The sequence below is a fragment of the Streptomyces sp. NPDC045778 genome, from assembly GCF_056431945.1.
In genome coordinates, this window is record NZ_JBWKJZ010000032.1 from 1 (window position 1) to 26,555 (window position 26,555).

Consider the following 26,555-nt stretch of genomic DNA (forward strand, 5'->3'; position numbering starts at 1 on the left):
ACGCCCGGTTACATTCCGAACCCGGAAGCTAAGCCTTTCAGCGCCGATGGTACTGCAGGGGGGACCCTGTGGGAGAGTAGGACGCCGCCGAACAAATTGTGAGGGAAACCCCCGTGCCTGATGGCACGGGGGTTTTCTGCGTTTAGGGTCGAACCATGCGATACGACCTTGTCATCTTCGACAACGACGGCGTCCTGGTGGACAGCGAGCCGCTTTCCAATACCATCCTCGCCGGATATCTGACCGAGCTGGGACACCCCACCACCTATGAGGACTCCGTACGCGACTACATGGGAGCCGCGCTCCACCGCGTACACGACACCGTTCTGGAGCGGTCCGGGCAGCGGCTGCCCGGAGATTTCGACGATGTCTTTCACGGCAAGGTCTTCGCTGCATTCGAGCGGGATCTGGAACCCATGCCCGGAGCCTTCGAAGTGCTGGAGAAGCTCACCGCCAACGGGGTCGCCTACTGTCTCGCCTCCTCGGGGAGCCACGAGCGGATCCGGGTCGGGCACCGGAAGACCGGCCTCGACAAGTGGTTCGGGAAAGAGCGCGTCTTCAGCTCGCAGGACGTGGGGCGGGGAAAGCCGGCGCCCGACCTCTTCCTGCACGCCGCCGAGCGGATGGGAGTAGCGCCGGAGCGGTGCGTCGTAGTGGAGGACAGCCCTCTCGGAGTACAGGCCGCGAGAGCGGCGGGGATGGACGTCTACGGGTTCACGGGCATGACCCCTGCCGAGCGGCTCACCGGCGCCACCCGGCTCTTCGGGGACCTGCGGGAACTGACCGCGCTCCTCGACGAAGGCGAAGGCGAAGGCGAAGGCGAAGGCGACCGCACGGTCCGCGACGAGGCCCAGGCCAAAGTCGATGAGTGATCTATCTACCCAGCGGTAGCGCTCGGGCCTACGCTTCGCGGTCATGACGGAGACGCTGCGACGGGGCAGAGCCTCACTGGCGTTCGGCTTCCTGGCGCAGGGCGTCGCGTTCGCGCTCCTTGTGACGCGGATACCGGCGCTCCAGGACCAGTACGGGATATCCGACGGACTCCTTCCGGTCTTCCTGGCGGGCGTGCCCGTGCTGGCCGGGGCCGGCAGCGTGGGAGCCGAGTGGCTGGTGAGGCGCGTGCGGCCCAGCCGGGTGATGCGGTGGTCGCAGCCCGCGGCGCTGCTCGCGCTCCTCGCCGCGGGGGCGGGCGACGCGATGTGGGAGATCGCGGTGGCGCTCGCGGTGTTCGGGGTCGCGGTGGGGGCGCTCGACGCCTCGATGAACATGCTCGGGGTGAGCCTCCAGCGGGCCTACGGGCGCAGCATCATGCTCGGCTTCCACGCGGCGTACAGCCTGGGCGGCATCGTGGGAGCCTCGCTCGCGTGGGCCGGCGCGCACTGGGACCTGTCGCTGTTCGTGCTGTATCTGCCGGTGGTCGTGGTGCTGCTGCCCGCCGCGTTCCTGGGGAGTCGGTGGTACGTCGACGACGTGCGCGGCCGAGGGGGCGAGGCGGCGGCGCAGGACCAGGTCGAGGCCGAACAGGCCCAGGGCGCCGGTGACGTGGTCGTTTTTCGGACGCTGTTGCCGCTGTGCCTGGTGATGGCGTTCGTGTACATCGGGGACTCCACCGTCTCCAACTGGGGCGCCAAGTACCTCCAGGACGTGCTGGGGAGTTCGGAGCAGCTGTCGACGGTCCCGTACAACGTGTACATGGTGATGACCCTGGTGGGGCGGGGAGTTGGGGACCTGGGAGTGCGGCGGTTCGGCGCGGTGGCCGTGGTGCGGGCCGGCGCGGTACTGGGCGCGATCGGGTTCGGCGTGGTGGCTGTGGCTCCTGGGGCGTGGGTGGGGATCGGGGGTTTCACGCTGCTGGGGCTCGGCCTGTGCGTGATCGTGCCGCAGACGTTCGCGGCGGCGGGGCGGCTGTTCCCCGGGGCCTCGGACGTGGCCGTGGCGCGGTTGAACATCTTCAACTATGTGGGATTCCTGGTGGGTTCGCCGCTGGTGGGGGCGCTCGGGGACGCGTGGAACTATCGCGGCGCGATGGTCGTTCCCTTGGTGTTGGTGCTTGTGATCCTGCGGTACGCCCGGTCCTTCGCCCCCGGACCGGACCGATACGGTGACGGACATGAGCGGGCGCGCACAGCTGATGTGGGACGAAGCGGTAACGGGCTATGACTTCGGTCCTGAGCACCCCATGGACCCGGTCCGGCTTGCGCTGACCAGGAGCCTGATCGGCGCCTTCGGGCTCGACCGGGAGCTGGACGTCGTCGCGGCGAAACGGGCCGGCGAGTCGACGCTGGGCCTCGTCCACCGCGAGGACTATGTGGCGGCGGTGAAGGCGGCCTCCGCCGACCCGCGCTCGGCGCACGGGGAGTACGGCCTCGGCACGGAGGACGTACCGGCGTTCGCGGGGATGCACGAGGTGTCCGCGCTGATCGCCGGGCAGTCGGTCGGTGCCGCCGAGGCGGTGTGGCGCGGAGAGGCCCTGCACGCGGTGAACTTCGCGGGCGGGCTGCACCACGCCATGCCCGGTGCGGCCTCGGGCTTCTGTGTGTACAACGACGCCGCGCTGGCCATCGCGCGCCTCCTGGAGCTGGGCGCGGAGCGCGTCGCCTATGTGGACGTGGACGTGCACCACGGGGACGGGGTGCAGGCCGCGTTCTGGGACGATCCGAGGGTTCTGACGATCTCCCTGCACGAGCATCCCCGGACGCTGTTCCCGCAGACGGGGTGGCCGGAGGAGACGGGAGGCGAGGCGGCGCAGGGCAGTGCGGTGAACGTGGCGCTGCCGGCGGGGACAGGGGACGAGGGCTGGGTGCGGGCGTTCCACGCGGTGGTGCCGGAGCTGCTCGCGGAGTTCCGCCCGCAGGTCCTCGTGACGCAGCACGGCGCGGATACGCACTTCGAGGATCCGCTGGCGCACCTGGCCGTGTCGCTGGACGCCCAGCGGGCGGTGCAGGTCGCCTGCCACGCGCTGGCCCATGAGCACGCGGAGGGGCGCTGGGTGGCCCTCGGCGGGGGCGGGTACGCGGTGGTGGACGTGGTGCCGCGGTCCTGGACGCACCTGGTGGCGGTGGCGGCCGGGCGGGAGGTCGACCCTTCGTCGGGCGTGCCGGAGGAGTGGGGGCGGGAGGTCTTCGCGCGGGCGCGGGCGCTCGCGCCGGGGCGGATGACGGACGGCCGGTGGCCGGTGCGATGGCGTGGCTGGGACGAGGGGTACGACCCCGCTGACCGGGTGGATCAAGCCGTGCTCGCGGCCCGGCGGGCGGTGTTCCCGCTGCGGGGCCTGCTCGCCTAGGGAGCGCGCGGATGCGCCCGGGGCTCGCCCCTTCCCGGCCAGGGCGCCGCTTCTCGTCGGCTCGTGACCCCTGTGCATACGCCGGGTGGGCTTGCGGGTGGCGGCGAAGTGCCCGAGCGTAGGGGTGTTAGCCCAACTGTGCGGTGTTTTCGGGGTTTTCGGGGTGGGGGTGGGGAGGGTGCGGAAGCATCGGGGCGTGTTGAGCACCGGAGCGTTGCGTGCGCATTTGCTGGCGGCCCGGCTCGCCGGGCCCGTGGCCACGTCGCGGGAGGAGAGCCTGCGGAGTTACCGGCTCTTCGCCGCCCGGGATCCGCGGATACTGCTGGGGCTCGATCCCGAATGGACCTGGGGCACCGGGGACTTGCTGCGCCTCATGGCCGACAAGTGCGGTGTGTCCGGCGACCCCCGGCACACTACGGGGGCCGATGTCATCGACCCCGAGCGGACGTTGGCGGCGCTCGACGCGTTCGCCGAGCGGCTCAGGGAGGCGGCCCGGCGGCGGGTCCCCGTGCTGCTCGGGACCGGGCACCCGCACCGGCTCCTGGGCTTCTACGCCGCGTTGGCCGATGCCCTGTCGGCGGCCGGCTGTCAGATCCTCACCCCCGCGCAGGGTTGCCGTGTCGACATAACGACCCGGTTCGGCCTACGCACGTACAACCTTGACTACGTACAAGGTGTCGCGCTGGTGCGCGAACCCGGCGTGCGTCCCACCGGGAGTGAGACCGGCGCACACAGCCATTCGCCCTTGCCGGTTCGACGGGCTCTCGGGGCTCGGGCGGAGTCCGGTGGCCCCCTGCCGGAGCTGGTCATCGGGGACCACGGATGGGTCTGCGGAGCAGGTCAGCTGGGGTTTGAGGCGATCGGTCTGGCGGATACGGACGATCCTGCCCTGTTCGTCGGAGAGGCGGAGGGGCGAGTGTCCGTCGTCGTTCCGCTTGATGACGCTGTGCGGTCTGATTACTACCGACCGCTTACTCGCTATGTACTCAATCGAGCGTGTCTGTCACAGTAAACGGCCGATGGCAGCTCCTCTTCCCCACTCGCATCACCCGCCCCTACTCTGGGGAGTGAGCGCACAGCGACGAGGAGTCACCGGAAGGGGAAGCCGGTGCGCGTCATGTGCGGAAGGTTCAGGTGTGTCATGGCTGCTGACCAGAGGCCTCTCAGCGAGGTTGCGTTCCTGACCGTGGCGGAGGTCGCCGCGGTGATGCGAGTCTCGAAGATGACCGTGTACCGGCTGGTGCACAGCGGTCATCTGCCCGCAATCCGGGTCGGAAGGTCCTTCCGAGTGCCCGAGAACGCGGTTCACGAGTACCTTCGCGACTCATACGTGGGGGTGGAGACGGCCTGATCGACGTCCCTCGATTACAGCCTCGGCAAAGGGGCGGGTAGGCTAGGCCGACGTAGGTCGTGTGGGCCCAGACGCCCCGCACCAATATCCCCGCTGACGCGGGGGTGATCCGAGAAGTGAGCGAGGGTAGTCGTGGGCTCTGTTATCAAGAAGCGGCGTAAGCGGATGGCGAAGAAGAAGCACCGCAAGCTGCTGAAGCGCACGCGCGTTCAGCGCCGCAACAAGAAGTAAGCGGCCGCTGGAGCGCGAGCCAGCGCACGTACCGAAGCCCTCCCGTCGTTCGACGGGAGGGCTTCAGTGCATTCAGGGGCCTCTCATAAGGGATTCAATTGTTCAAAGGCGGGCGAACGGCTTGATCTCTACGAAGTCGTGTGGCCGTCGTCACTTCACGCAGCTCGCAGTCATCACAGCGCAACGCCGAACCGCTAGCGTTGGCCACGCACGTAACGCGAGGCCGGACGCGCCGCGAGGTCTGAAGAGGCCGAAGCGCGGTACGCGGCCCGGAGCAACCGAAGCAACGCGGGGCTGGGGAAAGGCGGCGCTGATCTTGGGCAAGGTCGTGCTCGTGACCGGGGTGGCCCGGCAGCTAGGCGGCAGGTTCGTCCGGCGCGTTCAGCGCGACCCCGAGGTCGAGCGGGTGATCGCCGTCGACGCGATCCCGCCCGAGCACCATCTGGGCGGCGCCGACTTCGTCCAGGCCGACATCCGGCAGCCCACGATCGCCCGGGTGCTCGCCGAGCACTCCGTGGACACGGTCGTGCACATGGACGTCACGGGCACCGCGCTCGCCGGCGGCAGCCGCGGCTCGGTCAAGGAGACCAACGTCATCGGCACCATGCAGCTGCTCGGCGCCTGCCAGAAGTCGCCGACGGTCAAGCGCCTGGTGGTGAAGTCGAGCACCAACGTGTACGGCTCGGCGCCGCGCGATCCCGCGATCTTCACCGAGACCACGCCGCCCAAGTCGCTGCCGAGCGGCGGCTTCGCCAAGGACACCGTCGAGGTCGAGGGCTATGTGCGGGGCTTCGCGCGCCGCCGCCCGGACGTCGCGGTGTGCGTCCTGAGGTTCGCGAACATCCTCGGCCCGGCCGCGGACTCGCCGCTCGCCGAGTACTTCTCGCTGCCGGTCCTGCCGACGGTGTTCGGCTACGACCCGCGCCTCCAGTTCGTCCACGAGGACGACGTGATCGACGTGCTGCGCCTCGCCTCGCACGAACCGGCGCGCTCCACGCTCAACAGCGGCACCTTCAACATCGCGGGTGACGGCCTGGTGCTGCTCTCGCAGTGCGCGCGCCGCCTCGGCCGCCCGACGCTGCCCGTGCTCCTGCCCGCCGTCACCTGGGTGGGCACCGCGCTGCGCACGCTCGGCGTCACGGACTTCTCCCGCGAGCAGATCCGGCTGCTCACCCACGGCCGGGTCGTGGCCACGCGGCAGATGCGCGAGACACTGGGCTTCAAGCCGAAGTACACGACCGCTGAGACCTTCGCGGACTTCGTACGCAGCCGAGGGCCCGGGCTGCTGCCTCCGGAGGCGCTCGCGGCGGCCGTCGACAAGGTCGCGGCGCTGCCGTTCGCGGGCGGCGGCACGGAGCGCGGCGCCCCCGTGGGCGCCGGACGCGAAGCCGACGACAGTGCCCACCACAGCGCCAACTGAGGAGATCGTCAACGATGGCGGACGCCAAGGTCATTCCGTTCGACGACGACCGGTCGCGTGGGGCCGGACAGCGGCCGCCGCGCCGCAGGACCACCGTGTCGCGCCGCAAGGGCGACGCGGCGAAGGTGCGCGAGGTCAAGGCGGTGCCGACCGGGCAGGACGCGGGCGCGACGGCGGCGGAGGAGACGGAGCGGGGGAGCGTCGGCGAGGCGTCCCCCCGTCCTCCCGCGGCGCGGCGGGAGAGCGCCCCCGCGGCGGAGGCGGTGGCGCGGCGCGTGCCCGAGCCGCGCGGTGGCGGCGGGGGCGGCTGGGACCGGCGGATCGCCGGCGGCCTGGCGTTCCTGCGGCGGCGGCTCACGGGGGATTACGAGGTCGACGAGTTCGGGTACGACGCGGAGCTGACCGACCAGGTGCTGATGTCGCTGCTCCGGCCGGTCTACGAGAAATACTTCCGGGTGGAGGTCAAGGGCATCGAGAACGTGCCCGCCGACGGCGGGGCGCTGATCGTCGCCAACCACTCGGGGACGCTGCCGTGGGACGGCCTGATGATGCAGGTTGCCGTGCACGACCACCATCCGCAGCAGCGGCATCTGCGGCTGCTCGCGGCCGACTTGGTGTTCATGCTGCCGGTGGTGAACGAGCTGGCGCGCAAGGCCGGGCACACGCTGGCCTGTGCGGAGGACGCGGGGGCGCTCCTGGAGCGGGGGGAGCTTGTCGGGGTGATGCCCGAGGGGTTCAAGGGGATCGGGAAGCCCTTCGGGGAGCGGTACAAGCTCCAGCGGTTCGGGCGGGGCGGGTTCGTGTCCACGGCGCTGCGGACCGGGTCGCCGATCGTGCCGTGCTCCATCGTGGGGGCGGAGGAGATCTACCCGATGGTGGGCAACGCGAAGACGTTGGCCCGGGTCCTCGGCATTCCCTATTTTCCGCTGACGCCCACGTTTCCTTGGCTGGGGCCTTTGGGTGTGGTGCCGCTGCCCACGAAGTGGACCATTCAGTTCGGGGAGCCGATTCCCACGGACGGGTATCCGCCGGAGGCGGCGGAGGATCCGATGCTGATGTTCAACCTCACGGACCAGGTGAGGGAGCAGATTCAGCACACGCTGTACAAGTTGTTGGTGCAGCGCAGGTCGGTGTTCTTCTGAGCGGATGAGCCGACGGGCGACGGACTCACGAACACTTCTGCCTGCCCGTTCCTGAAGGGAGCGGGCAGGCAGAGGTGTGGAGCCGTGGAGCGCTACTTCTGTTCCTCGTCCTCGATTCCCAGTTCCGGCAGGAGGCCGGGGATGAGGGGCGGGAGCGTCACTTCCGGCTTGGCGGGGGCCGGGCTGTCGTGGGTCTTCTCGGGGGCGTGGTGCGAGGGGGGCGGGGTGTGGGGCTTGGGCGGGTCGATCAGTCCGTCCGTCACTCCGGGGAGGAGGCTGTCGCTCTCCTTGTGGGAGGGGGCGGGGGGCCGTGGCTTGCCGCCCGGGGCGCGCTGGGACGGGGTCTCGTCCGCGGTGTGCGGGGACGGCCGGTCCCGGCGGGGCGTGTCGGGGGCTTCCTGACGGGGGCGGTCGTCCGTCGCGCGGTGCTTCCCGGGTGTACGGGGGAGCAGGGAGCGCAGCGGGTCGACTTGCTCCTCTATGGCGTCGAAGACGGAGGTGACTTCCTCGCCCACGTCACCGAGCTGGACGGGGAGCTTGGCGCGCAGGTCGCGCCAGCTGGCGCTGTGGGCCTTGGCGAAGGATGACAGCGCCTGGATGGGGCCGAGTGAGCCGTCGCGCTCGTAGGCCTGGCGGAGGAGGCGGTGGCCCTCGGACGCGTCGTGGCGCATGCCGGAGAGGGCGCGGCGGACCTCGCCGAGGGACTCGTGGTCGAGCTGGCCGGAGCGGGTGCGCTCCATCAGGCGGCGGGCTTCGCCGAGTCTGGTGGAGGCCTGGTCGAGGTAGATCCGGCCGCGGTCGGTGTCGCTGTCCGCCATGCCGAGCTTGAGGTCTTCCATGCCGCGTTTGAGGCCGTAGAGCGAGTCGCCGGGCAGCGCGTCGTTGCTGGCGGCGGCGATGCCGCCGAAGGCGCCCGCGGCCACGCCCACGGTGAGTCCGCCGGCCGCGATGCCTTTGGACAGGCGGCTGCGCGGCTTGAGCTTCCGCAGTGCGCGGTGGGCGCCCTTGCGGGAGCGCTGGCGCGGTACGGAAGCGGTGTCGCCCGTGGTGCCCTCCGCGAGCATGGCTTCCATGGCCGCCACGAGCTGGGCCCGCTGCACCACCTTGACCTCGGGGTCAAGGCCCGGCCTCGGGAGCTGGGCCAGGCCGTCGGCGAGCGCCAGGAGACGGTCGCGCTCGGCCGGCCCGGGGGCCGTGGTGTCGGTGCGGGCGACCGTGGGGTCGGCGGGGTCTTCGGGCTGCTCGGCCGCCGGGTCCTGGCCGGAGTGCTCCTCCAGGGCCTGGGCGAAGGCGTTCGCCCGCCGGTGGGCCGATACGTTCGCGATCACTGGCGGCACCTCCTCTCGTCATGACGTCGACTCCCCAGGGTTCCTGAGGGTTGCAGGTCCTGAGCGCTTCCACACGATCGGGTGAGCGAATGGAACGTCCCCCTGCTCTTTCGGAGCTAGGAGGAGGTCAGGATGCGACCACAGGGAGCCTGCATCCCGCACAACGAGCGTCGCGGCACTTGGGTTACGGACGGAGGATGATCGGACCGCCAGAGAATGGGGAAGCGCCGCGACGGCCATCTGGCCGCCACGGACGGTGAGTTGGCCGTCGCCGTGGGTAGCGGGCGGGGGTGCCCGGCCGGGGCGGTGGCCGCTGGGGTGACCGCGTCGCGGCCGGGTGGGGACGGGTCAGCGGGCGTCGTCCGGGAGGAGTCGGGCGAGCGTGCGGACCGCTCGGTACTGGAGGGTCTTGATCGCGCCTTCGTTCTTGCCCATCACGCGTGCGGTCTCGGCGACGGACAGGCCCTGGAGGAAGCGCAGCGTCACGCACTCCTGCTGCTGCGGGTTGAGGCGGCGGACGGCGTCCAGGAGTGCCGCGTTCGACAGGGATTCGAGGACGGAGTCCTCGGGGCTGCGCTCCACCTCGTTGGCGTCGAGCATTTCGCCGGTGGTCACTTCGAGGCGGAACCGGCTCGACTTGAAGTGGTCCGCGACGAGGTTGCGGGCGATCGTGACCAGCCAGGCGCCGAAGTCGCGGCCCTGCCAGGTGAAGGTGCCGATCCGGCGCAGGGCGCGCAGAAAGGTCTCACTGGTGAGGTCCTCGGCGGTCGCCTTGCCGCCGACGCGGTAGTAGATGTAGCGGTAGACCGTGTCGCTGTACTGGTCGTAGAGGCGGCCGAACGCGTCGGCCTCGCCCGCCTGGGCGCGCTCGACGAGGTCCATCATGCGGGCGCTGTCACTGTCCGCGGCGGGGCGGCGGGTGGTGGTGGCGGCGCCGGAGCGCGTCCGTCTGCTGACCGCGGCACCGCCGTCCGCCAAGGCGTAGCACGGCCCGGCGGGTGCCGGGACGGCGAAGGCGGGGACGGCGTACGCGGTGGGGACGAAGCCGCGCAGGCGGTCGAGGACCGTTGCGCGCAGCGTAGCCAGGCCCGAGGCGTCAACCCCGACGTGTGGGTACACGGGACTCCCAGAGGCAGAGCTTCCATCACGTGCAGTGCGGGACCATTCACCCGTCGTAGCGACGTGCAAGGTCCTGTCATGCGTCTGAGGAGAATAACGCTTCGTACAGGCAGCGCTACACCCAGTTGCTCAAATCATCGATTACGTCGCTTCTCTTACCGATCAGCGGTCGGACAAGTACCGGTTATTGAACGCTTGTTGATCGAATCAGTGCGCATTCCGGCTGAGCGGGGGGCGTGTTGTGGCCGAGTTGAACGAACGGGACTGGCGGGAGGCCCGACGGGTAAGAGAGAACGATTACCCGCGGTTTTCGCACAGGTGACGGTACGTGGCGACCACCGGGCCGCACACGCGATCGATGCGGACCTGGCCCGCCTGGCGCTGGAGGACGAGCGCGCAGGGTGGAAGGGGAGCTGGTCCGGGTGCCCGGGGCCGAGATGTGCGGCAGAGGGACCGGTCCGGCGACCGGGGCCGAGACGCACGGCGTGAAGGGGAAGCCGGTCTGGTGCTCGGGGCCGAGGCATGCGGTGCGAAGGGGAGGCCCGTCTGGCGCTCGGGGGCAAGGCGCGCGGCGCGGCAGAGGAGCTGGTCCGGTGCTCGGGGCCGAGACGCGCGGCGCGAAGGGGAAGGCGCCCGGCGCTTGAGGACGAGCGCGGAGCGCGGCAGGGGAGCCGGTCCGGCGACCGGGGCAGAGACGTGCGGCGCGCAAGGGAAGCCCGTCCGGTGACCGGGGCCGAGACGCGCGGTGCGGCAGGGGAGCTGGTCCGGTGCTCGGGGTCGAGAGGTGCGGTGCGACGGGGGAGCCCGTCCGGCGTTTGAGGACGAGCGCGGAGCGCGAAGGGGAAGCCGGTCCGGCGACCGGGGTTGAGGCGTGCGGTGCGACGGGGGAGCCCGTCCGGTGTTTGAGGCAGAGCGCGGAGCGCGGAAGGGGAGCCAGTCCGGCGACCGGGGCCGGGACGTGCGGCGCGCAGGGGAGCTGGTCCGGTGCTCGGGGTCGAGAGGTGCGGTGCGGCAGGGGAGCTGGTCTGGTGCTCGGGGTCGAGAGGTGCGGTGCGAAGGGGAAGTCCGTCCGGTGTTTGAGGACGAGCGCGGAGCGCGAAGGGGAAGCCGGTCCGGCGACCGGGGTTGAGGCGTGCGGTGCGAAGGGGGAGCCCGTCCGGTGTTTGAGGACGAGCGCGGAGCGCGGAAGGGGAGCCAGTCCGGCGACCGGGGCCGGGACGTGCGGCGCGCAGGGGAAGCCCGTTCGGTGCTCGGGGTCGAGACGCGCGGTGCGGCAGGGGAGCTGGTCCGGTGCTCGGGGTCGAGAGGTGCGGTGCGGCAGGGGAGCTGGTCTGGTGCTCGGGGTCGAGAGGTGCGGTGCGACGGGGGAGCCCGTCCGGCGTTTGAGGACGAGTGCGGAGCGCGAGATTTGAGCCCGTCCGGCGTTTGAGGACGAGGCGCGGAGCGCCGATAACCTGCGGGCGGGCCCCGAGGGCTCAGTGGCGGCGGCGGTGCAGTGCCACCGCGGCCGCGGCCCCGCCCGCCAGCGCCCCGACCCCCGCGGCCGCGGGGATGCCGACCTTCGCGGCCTTCCGCCCCGTGCGGTAGTCGCGCAGCCGCCAGTCGCGGGCGCGGGCGTGCTTGCGCAGCTTGGCGTCGGGGTTGATCGCGTACGGGTGGCCGACGAGGGACAGCATCGGGATGTCGTTGTGCGAGTCGCTGTAGGCGGCGCAGCGGGTGAGGTCGAGGCCTTCGGCGGCGGCCAGTGCGCGGACCGCCTCGGCCTTGGCGGGGCCGTGCAGGGGTTCGCCGACGAGCTTGCCGGTGTAGACCCCGTTCACGGACTCGGCGACCGTGCCGAGGGCGCCGGTCAGGCCGAGGCGGCGGGCGATGATCGTGGCCATCTCCACCGGGGCCGCGGTGACCAGCCAGACCTTCTGGCCCGCGTCGAGGTGGGCCTGGGCGAGGGCGCGGGTGCCGCCCCAGATGCGGTCGGCCAGATAGTCGTCGTACACAGCCTCGCCGATGGAGATCAGCTCGGCGACGCGGTGGCCCTTGACGATGGACAGGGCGCTCTCGCGGGCGTCCTGGAGGTGCTCGGGGTCCTCGCCCGCGAGCCGGAACCAGGCCTGCTGCCAGATGAAGCGGGTCAGCTCGCGGCGCTGGAAGAACTTGCGCTGGTACAGGCCGCGGCCGAAGTAGAAGAGCGCGGCGCCCTGCAACACGGTGTTGTCGAGGTCGAAGAAGGCTGCGGCCTTGTCGTCGCCGACCACCGGGAACTCGGGGCCTTCGGCCTCGTCGGGTGTCGGGGTCCGGGCGAGGTCTTCCAGCTCCTGCGAGGACTTGCGAGCGGCCTCCGCCGAGGCCTCGCCTGCCAGGACGCTGCGCGCGGTGGCGGAGCGCCTACGGGGATGGAGCCAACCGAGAGCGGCCATGCCGTCGAGCATAGCCACTCTGTTCGGGTGCCCCGTGAATGCGAGGATTCGAACCCGTCAACTCGCTGTGTCGCGCTGGTCACAGTACGAGGTCCACCACGCGCGGGCGGCGCGTAGGAAGCTGGAGGCATGAGCCCGATTTTTCGCAGGACGGCGAAGCAGGCGGCGAAGAACGCCGCGGAGAGCACCGCGAGGGGCGCCGCGAAGGCGCCGGGGCACCGGCTCGTCACGCTGATCGGCAAGCCCGGGTGCCACCTGTGCGAGGACGCCGAGGCGGTCGTGGAGAAGGTGTGCGGCGAGCTGGACGTCGTATGGGAGAAGAAGGACATCACCGAGGACGAGGCGCTGCACCGGGAGTACTGGGAGCAGATCCCGGTGGTGCTCGTGGACGGGGAGCAGCACACCTTCTGGAAGGTCGACGCCGAGCGGCTGCGACGGGCGCTGACCTCGTAGCGACCCGCGGGCCGGCCTCGTGCCGGCCCCGCGCCGACCCCATAGCACGGACGTAGCACGGACCTAGCACGGTCATGGCGCGGGCCGTGTGTGCCGATGGCTGGTTATGACGTCCGGAGCTGTCCGGAAAGTCGTTTAGCATCGGGTGCGGTTTTGAGGTCTCGGGGGCGATGATCATGAGGAGTGTGTGCGGCTTTGCCCCCGTCAGGTGAGTGTCGTTCCTGGCCGTGCGCCGGTTCCACGAAAGTGCGCCAGGGGCGCGTGACCCCGGTCACGTTGGGCGGGCAAATCGGACACCATCTTTGTGCACGCGTTCACAAAGACATAGCCTGCATTCGACGGGGCGGTCTTGGGACACGACGAGTGGCGCAGGCCCGCCCACAGCCCCGCTCTACCCGCAGGAGCACCGTGGCAACTGGCCGAACTCACCGACCGGCGACCCGTAGCCGAGGGATCCCCGAGGCCACCGTCGCCCGACTTCCGCTGTACCTGAGGGCGCTGACCGCACTGTCGGAGCGCTCCGTGCCCACGGTCTCCTCCGAGGAGCTGGCGGCCGCCGCGGGAGTCAACTCCGCGAAGCTGCGCAAGGATTTCTCCTACCTCGGCTCGTACGGAACGCGGGGCGTCGGCTACGACGTCGAGTACCTCGTCTACCAGATCTCCCGTGAGCTGGGCCTGACCCAGGACTGGCCGGTTGTCATCGTCGGCATCGGTAACCTCGGCGCCGCCCTGGCCAATTACGGCGGGTTCGCCTCGCGCGGGTTCCGCGTGGCGGCCCTGATCGACGCCGATCCGGCGATGGCGGGCAAGCCCGTCGCGGGCATGCCGGTGCAGCACACCGACGACCTCGAGAAGATCATCACGGACAACGGTGTCTCGATCGGCGTGATCGCGACCCCCGCGGGCGCCGCCCAGCAGGTCTGCGACCGTCTCGTCGCCGCCGGTGTCACGTCCATCCTGAACTTCGCGCCGACCGTCCTGACCGTCCCGGACGGCGTCGACGTGCGCAAGGTCGACCTCTCCATCGAGCTGCAGATCCTCGCCTTCCACGAGCAGCGCAAGGCCGGCGAGGAAGGGGCGGGCGACGGCGCCGCCGCGCCCGCCGCCTCCCAGGAGCACCGGAAGGGCCCCGACGGGGACGTCCCCGCGGTGATGCCGGCATGAGTCTCCTCGTCGTTGGCCTCAGCCACCGGAGCGCTCCGGTGAGCGTCCTGGAGCGGGCCGCGCTCACCGTCGACGCGCAGTCCGAGCTGCTGCACGACACGGTGGCCGCCGAGCCCGCGGCCGAGGCCGCCGTGCTCGCCACCTGCAACCGCATCGAGCTGTACGCGGACGTGGACAAGTTCCACGCGGGCGTGGCCGAGCTGTCGACGCTGCTCGCCCGGCACAGCGGCGTGAGCCTCGAAGAGCTGACCCCTTATCTGTACGTGCACTACGAGGACCGGGCGGTGCACCACCTGTTCTCGGTGGCGTGCGGTCTCGACTCGATGGTCGTGGGCGAGGGGCAGATCCTCGGCCAGATCAAGGACGCCCTGGCGCGGGCGCAGGACCTGCACACCGCGGGGCGGCTGCTCAACGACCTGTTCCAGCAGGCGCTGCGCGTCGGCAAGCGCGCGCACTCCGAGACCGGCATCGACCGGGCCGGGCAGTCCCTGGTGACCTTCGGCCTCGAGCAGTTCGCCGGGCGCGAGCCGGTGGAGGCGTGGGCCAAGGGCAAGCGCGCCCTGGTGATCGGCGCGGGCTCCATGTCGTCCCTGGCGGCGGCGACCCTCGCGCGCTCCGGCGTCGAGGAGGTCGTGATCGCCAACCGCACCCTGGAGCGGGCCGAGCGGCTCGCCGAGATCCTGACCGAGGGCGGCACCGGCGTGCGCGCCCGTGCGGTCCGGATGGACGCGGTGGCGGCCGAGCTGACACGTGCCGACGTGGCTGTCTCCTGCACCGGCGCGACGGGCCTCGTGCTCACGGGCGCCGACGTCGCGGCGGCGGTCTCCGGCCGGACGGGCGCGCCCGCGGTGACGCTGCCCGGCCAGACGGGCACGCCCGCGGCCACCGGCGACGCCCCGCGGGCCTGCGCGGACGACACCTGCCTCGTCACGCCCGGCGAAGACCCCGACAGCACCGAAGACCCCGCCGTCGGCCCCCACATCGGCGACGCCCACGCGTACGAACAGCACGGCGCGCTCGTCGACAACAGCCCCGCCGTGGGCGGTGGCGCCGCGTCGCGCACGGCCACGGCCGTGGTCCGCGCTCACACCGCGGCCCCCGCCCGCGCCGTCGCGCTCGCGCTGCTCGACCTGGCCATGCCGCGGGACATCGACGCGGCCGCGCACCGCGTCGAGGGCGTCCGGCTCGTCGACATCGAGTCGCTCGCGGAGGCCTCCGCCGACGCGCCGATGGCCGCGGACGTGGACGCCGTACGCACGATCGTGTCCGACGAGGTGGCCGCGTTCGGCGCCGCCCAGCGGGCCGCGCACATCACGCCGACCGTGGTCGCGCTGCGCACCATGGCCGCCGACGTCGTCAGCAGCGAGATCGCCCGGCTCGACGGGCGCCTGCCGGAGCTGGACGACAAGGAGCGGGCCGAGATCACGCAGACCGTGCGCCGCGTCGTGGACAAGCTGCTGCACGCGCCGACGGTGCGGGTGAAGCAGCTGGCGAGCGAGCCCGGCGGCGCCGGGTACGCGGACGCCCTGCGCACCCTCTTCGACCTCGACCCGGAGACGGTCGCGGCCGTCTCCCGGGCCGACCACCTGCGGGACGCCCCCGGCGCCCCCGCGGGCAGGCAGGACCAGCACGACATGAACGACGACCCGAAGCGAGGCCGGGCATGACCGAGAGGGCCCTCAGGCTCGGGACCAGGCGCAGCAAACTGGCGATGGCCCAGTCCGGCCAGGTGGCCGAGGAGGTCAGGCAGCTGACGGGGCGTCCCGTCGAGCTGGTCGAGATCACCACGTACGGCGACACCTCGCGCGAGCACCTCGCGCAGATCGGCGGCACCGGTGTGTTCGCGACCGCGCTGCGCGACGCGCTGCGCGACGGCGAGGTCGACTTCGCCGTGCACTCCCTGAAGGACCTGCCGACCGCGCAGCCCGCCGAGTTCACGCTCGCGGCGCTGCCGGTGCGCGAGGACCCGCGGGACGTGCTGATCGCGCGCGACGGCCTGGCCTTCACGGAGCTGCCGGACGGGGCCCGCGTGGGCACAGGATCGCCGCGCCGCATGGCGCAGCTCAACGCGTACGCCCGCGCTCACGGCCTCACCGTCGAGACCGTGCCGATCCGCGGCAACATCGACTCCCGGATCGGATACGTGCACGACGGGCGGCTCGACGCCGTCGTCCTGGCCGCCGCCGGACTCAGCCGCGTCGGCAGGCTCGACGAGGTGACCGACTTCCTGTCGGTCGACATGATTCTGCCCGCCCCCGGCCAGGGGGCACTGGCGATCGAGTGTGCCGCGTCCAACGCGGACCTCGTCGCCGCGCTCGCCGAACTCGACGACCCGTACACGCGGGCCGCCGTGACCGCCGAGCGATCCCTGCTCGCCGCCCTGGAAGCCGGTTGCAGTGCGCCCGTGGGCGCGCTGGCCGACTTGCTGGCCGACGGGCAGGTTGTCAAGGAAATGCGCCTGCGCGGCGTCGTCGGTGCCACCGACGGCTCGTCGCTGGTGCAGCTGTCCACCACCGGTCCCGTGCCCGGGACGGAAGACCAGGCGACGGCGCTCGGGCGGGAACTCGCCGCCGAGATGCTCGCCAAGGGCGCGGCCGGTCTGATGGGGGAGCGAGCACTTTGAGCCCCACCTCGAACCTTCCCGGCCTTCCCGCACACGGGCACGTCACCTTTCTCGGTGCCGGACCCGGAGATCCGGGACTGCTGACTCTGCGCGCCGTCGAGGCGCTGGCCCGAGCGGATGTGCTGATCGCCGAGCCGGATGTTCTCGATGTCGTACGCGTGCATGCCCGAGGGGGTGTGGACACACCGCTGCCGCGGCCGGTTGACGGCACGTCAGAGAGCGCTCAGGCGCCGACAGCCGCACCGGCTCAGGCTGCGGCCAATCTTGTCATGGAGGCGGCGCGGGGCGGCAGGCGGGTCGTGCGTGCGGTGACCGGTGACCCCGGCCTGGACACGGACGCCGCGGACGAGATGCTCGCCTGCGCCGCCGAGGGCATCCCCTTCGAGGTGGTGCCGGGCATCGCGGCCGCGGTCGGCGTGCCCGCCTACGCGGGGGTGCCGCTGCGGGACTCGCAGGGCACCGACGTGCGCTTCGTCGACGCGCGGACCGCTTCCGACCGGTGCTGGAGCGAGGTCGGCGCGTCGGACGGGACCGTGGTGGTCTCCACGGCCCTCGACTCGGTGGCGGCCGCCGCCGGCGAGCTGGTGGCCGCGGGCCGCAAGCCCGACACCCCGATGACCGTGACGGTCGCCGGTACGACGACGCGCCAGCGCACCTGGACGGCGACGCTCGGCACCATCGCGCAGGTCCTCAAGCAGGCGAAGGTCCTCCCCTCGCCCGACGGGGGCCGGCCGGTCATAGCCGTGGTCGGTGAGCGTTCCGCCGCAGCCCAGCGCGACCAGCTGTCGTGGTTCGAGTCGAAGCCGCTCTTCGGGTGGCGGGTGCTCGTGCCGCGCACGAAGGAGCAGGCGGCGTCGCTCTCCGACCAGCTGCGCTCCTACGGCGCGGTGCCGCACGAGGTGCCGACGATCGCCGTCGAGCCGCCACGCACGCCCCAGCAGATGGAGCGGGCCGTCAAGGGGCTCGTCACAGGGCGCTACGAGTGGATCGCCTTCACCTCGGTGAACGCCGTCAAGGCGGTGCGGGAGAAATTCGAGGAGTACGGGCTCGACGCGCGTGCCTTCGCGGGCATCAAGGTCGCGGCCGTGGGCGAGCAGACGGCCGCCGCGCTGATCGCCTTCGGCGTGAAGCCTGACCTGGTGCCGAGCGGGGAGCAGTCCGCCGCGGGCCTCCTGGAGGACTGGCCGCCGTACGACCCGGTCTTCGACCCGATCGACCGGGTGTTCCTGCCCCGGGCCGACATCGCCACGGAGACGCTGGTCGCCGGGCTCATCGACCTCGGCTGGGAGGTCGACGACGTCACGGCCTACCGGACCGTGCGGGCGTCGCCGCCGCCCGCGGAGACCCGCGAGGCCATCAAGGGCGGCGGCTTCGACGCCGTGCTCTTCACGTCGAGCAGCACCGTGCGGAACCTGGTCGGCATCGCGGGCAAGCCGCACAACGTGACCGTCATCGCCTGCATCGGGCCCGCCACGGCGAAGACCGCCGAGGAGCACGGCCTGCGCGTGGACGTGATGGCGCCGGAGCCGTCGGTGCACAAGCTGGCCGCGGCCCTCGCGGAGTTCGGCGCGCGCCGCCGCACGGCCGCCCTGGAGGCCGGCGACCCCGTGACCCGGCCCAGCGAGCGGCGCCCGGGCGCGCGCAGGCGGAGGGCCACGGCGCCGTAAGGTGCCCCGTGGGGCGGCTCAAGGCCCGCCCCGGCACGTGGAGCCAGGGGGGCCCGCGCCCCCCTGGACCCCCTTCATCGCGCTTCGCGCTCGTCCTCAACACGCCGGACGGGCTGGGTCAGCCCGCCGGAAGGGAGTCAAGAGTGAGCACCTACGGTTCGTTCCCCGGCTCGCGGCCCCGGCGGCTGCGCACCAGCCCCGCGATGCGGCGCATGGTCGCCGAGACGCGGCTGCACCCGGCCGATCTGATCCTGCCCGCCTTCGTGCGGGAGGGCATCGACGAGCCCGTGCCGATCGACTCGATGCCGGGCGTCGTCCAGCACACGCGGGACACCCTGAAGAAGGCCGCCGTCGAGGCGCTGGAGGCGGGGGTCTCCGGGATCATGCTGTTCGGGGTGCCGGAGGAGTCCAAGAAGGACGCCGTCGGCACGCCGGGCACCGACCCGGACGGGATCCTCCAGGTCGCGATCCGCGACGTGCGGGCCGAGGTCGGCGACGACCTCCTGGTGATGTCCGACCTGTGTCTGGACGAGACGACGGCGCACGGGCACTGCGGTGTCCTCGACAGCGAGGGCCGCGTCGACAACGACGCCACCCTGGAGCGGTACGCCGAGATGGCGCAGGTGCAGGCCGACGCGGGCGCGCACGTGGTGGGGCCGAGCGGCATGATGGACGGCCAGGTCGGCGTCGTCCGCGACGCCCTCGACCAGACCGGGCACGAGGACGTGGCGATCCTCGCCTACACCGCCAAGTATTCCTCCGCGTTCTACGGCCCCTTCCGGGAGGCCGTGGGGTCCTCGCTGAAGGGCGACCGCAAGACCTACCAGCAGGACCCGGCCAACACCCGTGAGTCCCTGCGGGAGCTGGCGCTCGACCTGGAGGAGGGCGCCGACATGGTGATGGTGAAGCCCGCGGGGCCCTACCTCGACGTCCTCGCCAAGGTCGCGGAGCGCGTGGACGTGCCCGTGGCCGCGTACCAGATCTCCGGTGAGTACGCGATGATCCAGGCCGCCGCCGAGCGCGGGTGGATCGACCGGGACACGGCGATCATGGAGTCCCTCACCGGGATCAAGCGGGCCGGGGCCGACATGATCCTCACCTACTGGGCGACCGAGGTGGCCCGGCAACTCTGAGCGGTTCGCCGCGCGCGCTTGACCTCAACTTCGGTTCACCTTCCAGAGTGGGGTGCGTCAGGTCGTTCGTCGCCCGCTGGGGAGGACCACAGATGCACGCCGTAGTACTGCGCGAATTCGGACCCGCCGAGAACCTCCGCCAGGAGACCGTGCCGGACCCCGAGCCGGGGCCCGGCCAGGTCAGGGTCGCCGTGCGGGCGGCCGGAGTCCACTTCATCGAGACCGTGATGCGGGCGGGGGCCGCCGGCGACCTGGCCCCGCCGCTGCCCGAGCTGCCCGCGGTCCTCGGCGGCGAGGTCGCCGGGGTCGTCGACGTGGTGGGCCCGGGGGTCGACAGCTCCTGGCTCGGGCGGTCCGTGGTGACGTCATCCGGGACGCCCGGGGGGTACGCCGAGCTGGCAGTCGCCCAGGTGGACCAGGTCCACCCGCTGCCGGAGGGGCTCGGGTTCCAGGACGCGGTGGCCATGGTCGTCACCGGGGCCACCGCCGTCGGGCTGCTCGACATCGCCCGGCTCACCGCCGACGACGTGGTCCTCGTGACCTCCGCCGCCGGGGGCGTGGGGCGCCTCGTGATCCAGCACGCGCTCGCCGTGGGCGCCACCGTGGTCGGCGCGGCGGGCGGGCCCGCCAAGGCCGAGGCCGTGCGCAAGCTCGGTGCTCAGGCCGTCGACTACCGCGAGGACGGCTGGGACGACACCGTCCGCGAACTGCTCGGCGCCGACCGGCCCGTGACCGTGGTCCTGGACGGGGTGGGCGGCATCCTGGCCGCCACCGCCTTCGAACTCATCGGTGAGGGCGGCCGGTTCGTGTCCATCGGGTCCGCCTCGCAGGTCGACTTCACGCCTCCGCCGGGCCCGGTCGCGTACGTCGACGCGCTGCTCGCACTCCTCGCCCGCCCCGAGGACCGGCCCGGCTACGAGCGGCGTGCCCTGGAGGCGGGTGCGCGCGGTGACCTCGTGCCCGCCGTGCAGTCCTTCCCGCTGTCCCACGCCGCCGAGGTCCACGCCGCCCTGGAGCGCCGGGAGACCACCGGCAAGGTCGTGCTCGTGCCCTGAGGGCGAACGCCTAGCCCCGCTTGAGGAGTTCGGCGAGGCGGGAGAGGCCGTCCGCGCCGTGCCCCTGGGCGACCGCGCGGTCGAGGAGGGGCTGAAGGCCCGTGAACAGCTCGTCGCTGACGCCCACCTCGGCGAACGTCGCGAGCAGGTTCGGGAACGCCGCCTGGTTGACCTCCAGGCTGGACACGTCCGTCAGGTGCTGCCCGGACTCCAGGGCCGCGGCGGTGCCGGGCACGATGCCCTGGGTCATCGCGACGATCCACTCGGACAGGAGCGGCGCGAACTCCCGCGGCTCCACGCCCGCCCTGCCCGTCAGGGCGAACGCCTGCGCCACGCCCTGGATCATCCCGTACATGCCGGTGAGCAGCGAGAGGTCCCACAGCGCGGCGAGGCCCGCGTCCTGGCCAACCCACTTGGGGGCGGCCATCGCGGCCAGCGTCCCGCGGTGCTCTTCGAAGGCCTTCTCGTCGCCGCTGTAGAGGATGTAGGCGTGCGGGGTCGCGATCATCTGCGGGACCGCCATGATCCCGGCGTCGACGTACGCGATGTCGTGCTTCGCGGCCCAGGCGGCGAGTTCGCGGGCCTGCGCGGGGGTGCCGTTCGTGGTGTTGACCACGGTCTTGCCGCGCAGCTCTTCGGCGAGCGGCTCGAAGACGTCCCGGACGTGGTCGTTGAGCGTGAGGCAGGCGATCACCAGGGGGCTCGCGGTGACGGCCGCAAGGGGCGTCTCCGCGGGGGTCGCGCCCTGGGCGGCGAGGGGGCCCGTCTTCGCGGCCGTGCGGTTCCAGACCGTGGTGGGGTGGCCCGCCCTGAGCAGGGCGGCGGCCAGGGCGCTGCCCATGTTGCCGAGGCCGAGGACGGACACGGGCGGCTTGGGGGACGCGGAGGACATGGGGCTCCTTGGGGAAGGGGGCGGATCGAGGTGATGCCTCGATCCTCCGGCCCCGCGATCCATCGGACAAGTACCGACTATTAAGTGCGGTACTTACGAAAAAGTCAGTGAACACGCCGCGCCCGCGCACCAGGGGGAGAGGTACGCGGGCGCGGCCGGGGCGAGCCGTACGGGTTCGCGGACTACCGGTAGGGGGCTACCAGTAAAGGGCGTCCGCGGCCGTCGACTGCCAGTAGGTGACGAAGGCCGAGCTGTCCACGTACACCCCGCCGCTCGGGAGCTTGGGGTGCGTCGTGGAGCCCACGCCGCCGTTGTCCGCGCGGTTGGCGAAGAGGACGCCGAGCTTCTTGGCCTGGTAGCCGTCCGTGCCCTCCGGCGAGGACGTGGCGATGCCCGCGTACGCGGACTCGCCCGGCTCCAGGGTGACGACGGCCTGCGGCACGCTGTCCCGGAGGATCTGGGTGGGGGACTGCGCGTCGTCGAAGCGCAGGTACGGGGCGTTGTAGGCGTAGCACGGCTTCGTGCCGGTGTTCTTGGCGGTCAGGAGCAGGTGGTTGACCGGGCGCTGGACCTCCTTGACGGTCACCTTGGTGTTGGCGGCGGAGCAGGTGACCGGCGCGGCGGCCTTGGCGGGCGCGGCCGTGGCCGCCGTCCCGGCGAGGGTGGTCAGGGAGAGCGCGGCGGTGAGGGTGACGAGGGCGGCGGCGGTGCGGCGGTTGGTGCGCATGGGCGGTTCCGTCTCTTTTCGCGGTGGGTGGTGTGCGGGAGGTGGGTGTGCGGTGGGTGGAGTGCGGGAGGTGGGTGTGCGGTGGGTGGTGTGCGGGGGTGCGGTCCGGCCGGGTGGCCGGACGCGGGTGGTCAGTTGAGCGCGTCGGTCGAGCTGCTCAGCCAGTACGTGACGCGCAGCTTGTCGTCCACGTGGACGCCCTTCGCCTGGAGCGCGGCCTCGGCCATCCGGTCGCTGCCCTCGAAGCCGACCTCCAGGCTCCGCGCGGTGTAGCCCTCGCCGCCGCTGCCGTCGCCTGCGGAGAGGATCGCGCCGGCGTAGCCCTTCGCGCCCGGCTTGAGCGAGGTCACGGCCTGCGGCTTGGTGTTCTCCATGACCGGCGGGACGGACTGCGCGCTCTCGAACTTGAGCCTCGGGTAGCCCTTCAGGTCGCACATCTTGGAGCCGGTGTTGGTGACCGTGATGAGCATGTAGTTGAGGGGGCGCTGGACCGGGGTCGCGGTGATCGAGGTGTTGGCGGCGGAGCAGGCGACGCGGTTCGCCGGGTCGTACGGGTCGGAGCCCGTGCCGCCGGACGCGCCGGAGGAGTCACCGCCGCCGGACGTACCGGACGAGTCCTCGCCGCCGCTTCCGGACGCGCTGTCGGAGCCCGCGCCTCCGTTGGTCGCACCGGAACCGCTGGCCCCGGATTCCCCGTCAGTCTTGTTGGGCTTGTCGGGCTTGTCGGGCTGCTGCGCGGCGTCGCCGCTGGACGACTGCGCGGACTTCGCGGCGCCCTCGTCCCGCGTGCCGTCTTCGTCGTCGCACGCCGTGAGCGAGAGCGCGGCGACCGCGATCGTCACGGCGGCGAACAAGCGGGTACGGGGACGTCGGACGGGCGCACGCATGGCTGGTCTCTTCTCGTGTGACGGGGTAGACGCGTGCCGCTCGGCCGGGCCGTGGTGAGCGGCGTGCTTGGATGACCACCAGCTTGTGCGGGGTTTCGTCCCAGCCGTTAGCCTCGCTGCGGCGTTCGGGACGCTGGAATGTTCTTACCGGCCCTGACCTGGGGGAATAGGTGCCGCCTGGAACGGCGGCGCGGGAAGGAGTACACGTGGGGGCGGGCGATCTCGCGGAGCTGCTGCGAGAACTGAAGGGGCGGTCCGGGCTCAGCTACGGAGCCCTCGCCAAGAGACTGCACGTCAGCACGTCCACGCTCCACCGCTATGTGAACGGCACCGCCGTGCCCACGGAGTTCGCCCCGGTCGAGCGCCTCGCCCGGCTGTGCAAGGCGACTCCGGAGGAGCTGGTGGAGGTCCACCGCAGGTGGATCGTCGCCGACGCGACGCGCGGGCGTAAGGCGGAGCCGGCGCCCGAGCCGGAGCCCGCGCCCGGCCCGGCCCCCGCGAGTGACCACACGCCCCAGGAGCACCCGCAGGCACAGCCCAAGGCGGAACCGGAGCCGGACACCGCCGAGCAAGCCGAGCAAGCGGAAACCCCGCGGGAGCCGGAACCCGAACCCGGGCCCGGCCCCGGACCTGACCCCGAACCCGAACCCGACCCCGAGCCCGCCCCCGACCCCGGCTACGAACCGCGGCCCCACCCCCGGACGAAGCCCCGCCCGCCCGGCAGGAAGCGGCAGCGGCTCGTCGTGCTCGCCTCCATGGGCGTCGTGCTCGCCCTCGGGGGCACCGCCCTCGCCGTGCACGCGGCGTCGGGGAACTCCGGCGGCGACGGCAAGCACTCCGCCACGGGCGAAGGACCCCGCCCGGGGGCCGAGCGCTCGCCGTCCGGCACGGACAGGAAGGAGCCGTCCGGCAAGCCCTCCGCCCCGCCCTCGGCCAAGCCCCCCGAGAAGGACGCGGACCAGCGGCAGGGCGGCCGCACCAAGGGCGCCCCCAAGAGCGGGGAAGGCAGCGAGGGCCGCGCCCCGGGCTCCGGCGGCACGGCTTCCGGGAGCGGCGGCACCCAGGGCCGCGCGCCCATCACCGTCTCCACCCGGTCCCAGTACTGGCCGGACGACTGCGGGCACCCCTACCTCATCGACCGCTCACCGAAGCGGCTGCCCACGCCGCCCACCGCTCAGGACGCCGAGAGGTGGGTGTCCGCGTTCGACGCGGTCTCGGCCGAGAAGCAGGCCGTGAGGTTCACCGTCCAGGGCACCGGCAAGGAGACCGTCGTCCTGGAGTCCCTGAACGTCCGCGTCGTGGGCGAGAGCGCGCCCCCCGCCAGGAACATGTACCTCATGGGGTACCTCGGCGTGGGCTGCGGCGGCGGCATGCCCAAGCACGGCTTCGACGTGCAGCTGGACCGGGGGCAGGCCGCTCTCGTCCCCCAGGGCGGCGACACCTTCCCCTACAAGGTGAGCGAGAACGACCCCGAGGCCTTCTACGTCTTCGGCGCCACCAACAGCCGCTACGTGCGCTGGTACTTGGAGCTGGAGTGGTCCAGCGGCTCCCGGCACGGGACGGTCATCATCGACGACGAGGGCAAGCCGTTCCGCACGAGCGCCGCGGGGAAGAACCCCATCTACGGCTACAGCCTCCAGGACCGGGAGTGGGTGAAGGCGTGGCGCCGCCCCAACGGGCAGGACGGCTACGACTGGGAGGGCGGCCCGCAGTGACAGCCGGCCCCCCGGTCCACGTCCGCATCGCGAAACGGCTCCGGTAGCGGCCGACTCGCCGCTTAGGCTGCTCGAAAACCGAAGGAGCCGCCGATGACCGCCACCGTCCCCGCGCCCAGCACCGCCCCCGTCCCGGCCCTCGCGGCCCGCGCCGCCGCCGTCGGCGGTTCGCCCGTACGGGACATCCTCGCGGTCACCGCACGCCCTGAGGTCATCAACTTCGCGGGCGGCCTGCCCGCGCCCGAGTTCTTCGACAGCGAGGGCGTCGCCGCCGCCTACCAGGCCGTCCTCACCGCGCGGCCCGGGCAGGCGCTCCAGTACTCGACGACCGAGGGGGAGCCCGCGCTGCGGGCCCGCATAGCCGGGCGGTACTCGGACAACGGGCTCGCCACGGACGCCGACGACGTCCTCGTCACCACCGGCTCCCAGCAGGCCCTCTCGCTGCTCGCGACGGCCCTCGTCGAGCCCGGGGACACCGTGCTCGTCGAGAACCCCTGCTACCTCGCGGCCCTTCAGGTGTTCGCCTTCGCGGGCGCGCGCGTCGTCGCCGTGCCCGGCGACGAGCAGGGCATCGACCCCGGGGCCCTGGAGACGCTCGTCGCCGAGCACCGGCCCAAGCTCCTGTACACGGTGCCGACGTTCCAGAACCCGACGGGACGCACCATGTCCGCCGAGCGGCGCGCCGAGGTGGCCGCCGTGGCCGGGCGGCGCGGGCTCTGGCTCGTCGAGGACGACCCGTACGGGGAGCTGCGGTTCGAGGGCGAGCGCGTGCCGTGGATCGCGGGCCAGGCCGGGGCCGAGGACCGGACCGCGCTGCTCGGCAGCTTCTCCAAGGTGATGGCGCCCGGCATGCGGCTCGGCTGGCTGCGCGCCCCCGCCGCGCTGCGGCGTGCCTGCGCCATCGCCAAGCAGGCCGCCGACCTGCACACACCCACCGTCAACCAGCTCGCCGCCGCCTGGTACCTGGAGCACTACGACCTGGACGCGCACGTGGCGAAGGTGGCCGGGGCCTACCGGGAGCGGCGGGACGCGATGCTCGCGGGCCTCGCCGCCGCGCTCCCCGAAGGGTCCACGTGGAACCGCCCCGAGGGCGGCATGTTCCTGTGGGTCCGGCTGCCCGACGGCTATGACGCGACGGCCCGGCTCCGCGAGGTCATCACCCACGACGTGGCGTACGTGCCCGGGGCGCCGTTCTACGCGGGCACCCCGGACCCGGCGACGCTGCGCCTGTGCTTCGTGACGCAGACGCCGGAGGAGATCGCGGAAGGGCTGCGGCGCTTGAAGTCGGCGTTGATCGGACAAGCGGAGTGACCTCCGTGAGGAGGCCTCGTTACACTCGGTGATGTCGGAAGGGAGGCTGTCATGACTCTCTCGAACCCGGAGCACACGTCGATGACGCGGCTGCGTAAGGCTGCCGAGGCGGCCGAAGAGGCCAGTGGCCTGCGTGCCGAGATCATCCGGGGAGTGCTCATGATGTCGCCGACGCCGCGTGGCAAACACGCGAAGGCCATCAACGACCTGTACGACCGACTGCGTCCCGCGCTGCCGGAGCACCTGAGCGCGTTCCAGGTCTCCTCGGTCTGCATGCCCGACGACCCCGACGACTACGCCACCCCCGACCTCCTTATCTGCGACGCGGCCTTCGGTGACTCCGACGACTGGCTGGTCGACCCGGCTGACGTCGAGCTGGTCGTCGAGGTGGTGTCCAAGAGCAACAGCAGCAAGGACACCCGCGACATGGTCGAGTGGTACGCCGACGCGGGCATCCCGGCGTATCTCCTCGTGGACCCGAGGGACGGCACCTGGATCCTCTACACCGTGCCGCGCGAGGGTGAGTTCCAGGGGCGCAGGCGCGGGAAGTTCGGGGAGGACATCGACATTCCGGGGCTCGGGCTGACGCTGGGCACCGAAGGGTTCCCGCTCTACGGCTGAGCGGCGTACGCACGACTGA

24 protein-coding genes and 1 rRNA gene are annotated in these 26,555 nt (G+C 72.1%); 19 read left to right on the plus strand and 6 right to left on the minus strand.

The window, feature by feature from the left end:
• The 9 genes from rrf to AC07GB_RS31535 all read left to right on the plus strand — a co-directional run.
• Positions 1-93 (plus strand): 5S ribosomal RNA (gene rrf, locus AC07GB_RS31495); the annotation flags it as partial.
• Positions 94-155: 62 nt separating this feature from the next.
• The gene (locus tag AC07GB_RS31500; RefSeq protein ID WP_478851408.1) at positions 156-872 is read left to right on the plus strand and encodes an HAD family hydrolase; all 717 of its coding nucleotides are present in this window, start codon (positions 156-158) and stop codon (positions 870-872) included.
• 43 nt (positions 873-915) lie between these two features.
• On the plus strand, positions 916-2,160 hold the full coding sequence (locus AC07GB_RS31505) for an MFS transporter (RefSeq protein WP_478851410.1): 1,245 nt from the start codon (positions 916-918) through the stop codon (positions 2,158-2,160).
• On the plus strand, positions 2,111-3,283 hold the full coding sequence (locus AC07GB_RS31510; protein ID WP_478851412.1) for an acetoin utilization protein AcuC: 1,173 nt from the start codon (positions 2,111-2,113) through the stop codon (positions 3,281-3,283). Before AC07GB_RS31505 ends, AC07GB_RS31510 begins: the two co-directional genes overlap by 50 nt.
• Before the next feature lie 196 nt (positions 3,284-3,479).
• Positions 3,480-4,295: a phosphatase gene (locus AC07GB_RS31515; RefSeq protein WP_478851414.1), complete on the plus strand. Its 816-nt coding sequence runs from the start codon at positions 3,480-3,482 to the stop codon at positions 4,293-4,295.
• A gap of 129 nt (positions 4,296-4,424) precedes the next feature.
• Positions 4,425-4,634 (plus strand): helix-turn-helix domain-containing protein, encoded by a 210-nt coding sequence (locus AC07GB_RS31520; RefSeq protein WP_157164103.1) that lies wholly within the window; start codon positions 4,425-4,427, stop codon positions 4,632-4,634.
• A gap of 132 nt (positions 4,635-4,766) precedes the next feature.
• Positions 4,767-4,865, plus strand: a complete 99-nt coding sequence (locus AC07GB_RS31525; RefSeq protein WP_003948845.1) for a 30S ribosomal protein bS22 — start codon at positions 4,767-4,769, stop codon at positions 4,863-4,865.
• A 316-nt stretch (positions 4,866-5,181) separates the two neighbouring features.
• Entirely contained in the window at positions 5,182-6,285 is a 1,104-nt protein-coding gene (locus AC07GB_RS31530) for an NAD-dependent epimerase/dehydratase family protein (RefSeq protein ID WP_478851416.1), read from the plus strand.
• Positions 6,286-6,299: 14 nt separating this feature from the next.
• Entirely contained in the window at positions 6,300-7,427 is a 1,128-nt protein-coding gene (locus AC07GB_RS31535) for a lysophospholipid acyltransferase family protein (protein ID WP_478851418.1), read from the plus strand.
• 92 nt (positions 7,428-7,519) lie between these two features.
• Here the strand turns inward: AC07GB_RS31535 and AC07GB_RS31540 are convergent, their stop codons facing one another.
• The 3 genes from AC07GB_RS31540 to AC07GB_RS31550 form a co-directional block, all read right to left on the minus strand.
• Positions 7,520-8,755, minus strand: coding sequence for a DUF5667 domain-containing protein (locus tag AC07GB_RS31540; protein ID WP_478851420.1), 1,236 nt, complete (start codon positions 8,753-8,755; stop codon positions 7,520-7,522).
• A gap of 348 nt (positions 8,756-9,103) precedes the next feature.
• Complete coding sequence (locus AC07GB_RS31545) at positions 9,104-9,874, minus strand: ECF subfamily RNA polymerase sigma factor, BldN family (RefSeq protein WP_150512413.1); 771 nt, start codon at positions 9,872-9,874, stop codon at positions 9,104-9,106.
• Positions 9,875-11,349: 1,475 nt separating this feature from the next.
• The gene (locus tag AC07GB_RS31550) at positions 11,350-12,288 is read right to left on the minus strand and encodes an HAD family hydrolase (RefSeq protein ID WP_478851422.1); all 939 of its coding nucleotides are present in this window, start codon (positions 12,286-12,288) and stop codon (positions 11,350-11,352) included.
• 129 nt (positions 12,289-12,417) lie between these two features.
• Between AC07GB_RS31550 and AC07GB_RS31555 the strand changes: the two genes are divergently transcribed.
• From AC07GB_RS31555 to AC07GB_RS31585, 7 genes are all read left to right on the plus strand, one after another.
• Entirely contained in the window at positions 12,418-12,741 is a 324-nt protein-coding gene (locus AC07GB_RS31555) for a glutaredoxin family protein (protein ID WP_478851424.1), read from the plus strand.
• A 408-nt stretch (positions 12,742-13,149) separates the two neighbouring features.
• The gene (locus AC07GB_RS31560) at positions 13,150-13,905 is read left to right on the plus strand and encodes a redox-sensing transcriptional repressor Rex (protein WP_030687529.1); all 756 of its coding nucleotides are present in this window, start codon (positions 13,150-13,152) and stop codon (positions 13,903-13,905) included.
• Complete coding sequence (locus AC07GB_RS31565; protein WP_478851426.1) at positions 13,902-15,572, plus strand: glutamyl-tRNA reductase; 1,671 nt, start codon at positions 13,902-13,904, stop codon at positions 15,570-15,572. Before AC07GB_RS31560 ends, AC07GB_RS31565 begins: the two co-directional genes overlap by 4 nt.
• Positions 15,569-16,528, plus strand: coding sequence for a hydroxymethylbilane synthase (gene hemC, locus AC07GB_RS31570; RefSeq protein ID WP_478851427.1), 960 nt, complete (start codon positions 15,569-15,571; stop codon positions 16,526-16,528). Before AC07GB_RS31565 ends, hemC begins: the two co-directional genes overlap by 4 nt.
• A complete protein-coding gene (locus tag AC07GB_RS31575) occupies positions 16,525-18,195 on the plus strand; it encodes a bifunctional uroporphyrinogen-III C-methyltransferase/uroporphyrinogen-III synthase (RefSeq protein WP_478851428.1) in 1,671 nt (556 codons plus the stop codon). The genes hemC and AC07GB_RS31575 overlap by 4 nt, the downstream gene beginning before the upstream one ends.
• A 143-nt stretch (positions 18,196-18,338) precedes the next feature.
• Positions 18,339-19,328: a porphobilinogen synthase gene (hemB, locus tag AC07GB_RS31580; protein ID WP_478851430.1), complete on the plus strand. Its 990-nt coding sequence runs from the start codon at positions 18,339-18,341 to the stop codon at positions 19,326-19,328.
• A 92-nt stretch (positions 19,329-19,420) separates the two neighbouring features.
• Entirely contained in the window at positions 19,421-20,383 is a 963-nt protein-coding gene (locus tag AC07GB_RS31585; RefSeq protein ID WP_478851432.1) for a zinc-binding dehydrogenase, read from the plus strand.
• Positions 20,384-20,393: 10 nt separating this feature from the next.
• Here AC07GB_RS31585 and AC07GB_RS31590 read toward each other — a convergent pair whose 3' ends face one another.
• The 3 genes from AC07GB_RS31590 to AC07GB_RS31600 form a co-directional block, all read right to left on the minus strand.
• Complete coding sequence (locus AC07GB_RS31590) at positions 20,394-21,275, minus strand: NAD(P)-dependent oxidoreductase (protein WP_478851434.1); 882 nt, start codon at positions 21,273-21,275, stop codon at positions 20,394-20,396.
• Positions 21,276-21,471: 196 nt separating this feature from the next.
• The gene (locus tag AC07GB_RS31595) at positions 21,472-22,002 is read right to left on the minus strand and encodes a DUF4232 domain-containing protein (RefSeq protein WP_478851436.1); all 531 of its coding nucleotides are present in this window, start codon (positions 22,000-22,002) and stop codon (positions 21,472-21,474) included.
• A gap of 131 nt (positions 22,003-22,133) precedes the next feature.
• Positions 22,134-22,889 (minus strand): DUF4232 domain-containing protein, encoded by a 756-nt coding sequence (locus AC07GB_RS31600; protein WP_478851438.1) that lies wholly within the window; start codon positions 22,887-22,889, stop codon positions 22,134-22,136.
• 206 nt (positions 22,890-23,095) lie between these two features.
• On the opposite strand from AC07GB_RS31600, the gene AC07GB_RS31605 reads away from it, so the two are divergent.
• The 3 genes from AC07GB_RS31605 to AC07GB_RS31615 all read left to right on the plus strand — a co-directional run bounded on the left by AC07GB_RS31605 (position 23,096) and on the right by AC07GB_RS31615 (position 26,536).
• Entirely contained in the window at positions 23,096-24,604 is a 1,509-nt protein-coding gene (locus tag AC07GB_RS31605) for a helix-turn-helix domain-containing protein (protein ID WP_478851440.1), read from the plus strand.
• Positions 24,605-24,697: 93 nt separating this feature from the next.
• Positions 24,698-25,915 (plus strand): aminotransferase-like domain-containing protein, encoded by a 1,218-nt coding sequence (locus tag AC07GB_RS31610; protein ID WP_478851442.1) that lies wholly within the window; start codon positions 24,698-24,700, stop codon positions 25,913-25,915.
• 51 nt (positions 25,916-25,966) lie between these two features.
• Positions 25,967-26,536 (plus strand): Uma2 family endonuclease, encoded by a 570-nt coding sequence (locus tag AC07GB_RS31615; RefSeq protein WP_478851444.1) that lies wholly within the window; start codon positions 25,967-25,969, stop codon positions 26,534-26,536.
• Positions 26,537-26,555 lie beyond the last annotated feature (19 nt).

Excerpts from the sequence above, each read along its gene's own strand:
- AC07GB_RS31500 (WP_478851408.1), top strand. The coding sequence starts at position 156 with ATGCGATACGACCTTGTCATCTTCGACAACGACGGCGTCCTGGTGGAC.
- AC07GB_RS31505 (WP_478851410.1), top strand. The coding sequence starts at position 916 with ATGACGGAGACGCTGCGACGGGGCAGAGCCTCACTGGCGTTCGGCTTC.
- AC07GB_RS31510 (WP_478851412.1), top strand. The coding sequence starts at position 2,111 with ATGAGCGGGCGCGCACAGCTGATGTGGGACGAAGCGGTAACGGGCTAT.
- AC07GB_RS31520 (WP_157164103.1), top strand. The coding sequence starts at position 4,425 with ATGGCTGCTGACCAGAGGCCTCTCAGCGAGGTTGCGTTCCTGACCGTG.
- AC07GB_RS31535 (WP_478851418.1), top strand. The coding sequence starts at position 6,300 with ATGGCGGACGCCAAGGTCATTCCGTTCGACGACGACCGGTCGCGTGGG.
- AC07GB_RS31550 (WP_478851422.1), bottom strand. The coding sequence starts at position 12,288 with ATGGCCGCTCTCGGTTGGCTCCATCCCCGTAGGCGCTCCGCCACCGCG.
- AC07GB_RS31555 (WP_478851424.1), top strand. The coding sequence starts at position 12,418 with ATGAGCCCGATTTTTCGCAGGACGGCGAAGCAGGCGGCGAAGAACGCC.
- AC07GB_RS31565 (WP_478851426.1), top strand. The coding sequence starts at position 13,902 with ATGAGTCTCCTCGTCGTTGGCCTCAGCCACCGGAGCGCTCCGGTGAGC.
- hemC (WP_478851427.1), top strand. The coding sequence starts at position 15,569 with ATGACCGAGAGGGCCCTCAGGCTCGGGACCAGGCGCAGCAAACTGGCG.
- AC07GB_RS31585 (WP_478851432.1), top strand. The coding sequence starts at position 19,421 with ATGCACGCCGTAGTACTGCGCGAATTCGGACCCGCCGAGAACCTCCGC.
- AC07GB_RS31590 (WP_478851434.1), bottom strand. The coding sequence starts at position 21,275 with ATGTCCTCCGCGTCCCCCAAGCCGCCCGTGTCCGTCCTCGGCCTCGGC.
- AC07GB_RS31595 (WP_478851436.1), bottom strand. The coding sequence starts at position 22,002 with ATGCGCACCAACCGCCGCACCGCCGCCGCCCTCGTCACCCTCACCGCC.
- AC07GB_RS31600 (WP_478851438.1), bottom strand. The coding sequence starts at position 22,889 with ATGCGTGCGCCCGTCCGACGTCCCCGTACCCGCTTGTTCGCCGCCGTG.
- AC07GB_RS31610 (WP_478851442.1), top strand. The coding sequence starts at position 24,698 with ATGACCGCCACCGTCCCCGCGCCCAGCACCGCCCCCGTCCCGGCCCTC.
- AC07GB_RS31615 (WP_478851444.1), top strand. The coding sequence starts at position 25,967 with ATGACTCTCTCGAACCCGGAGCACACGTCGATGACGCGGCTGCGTAAG.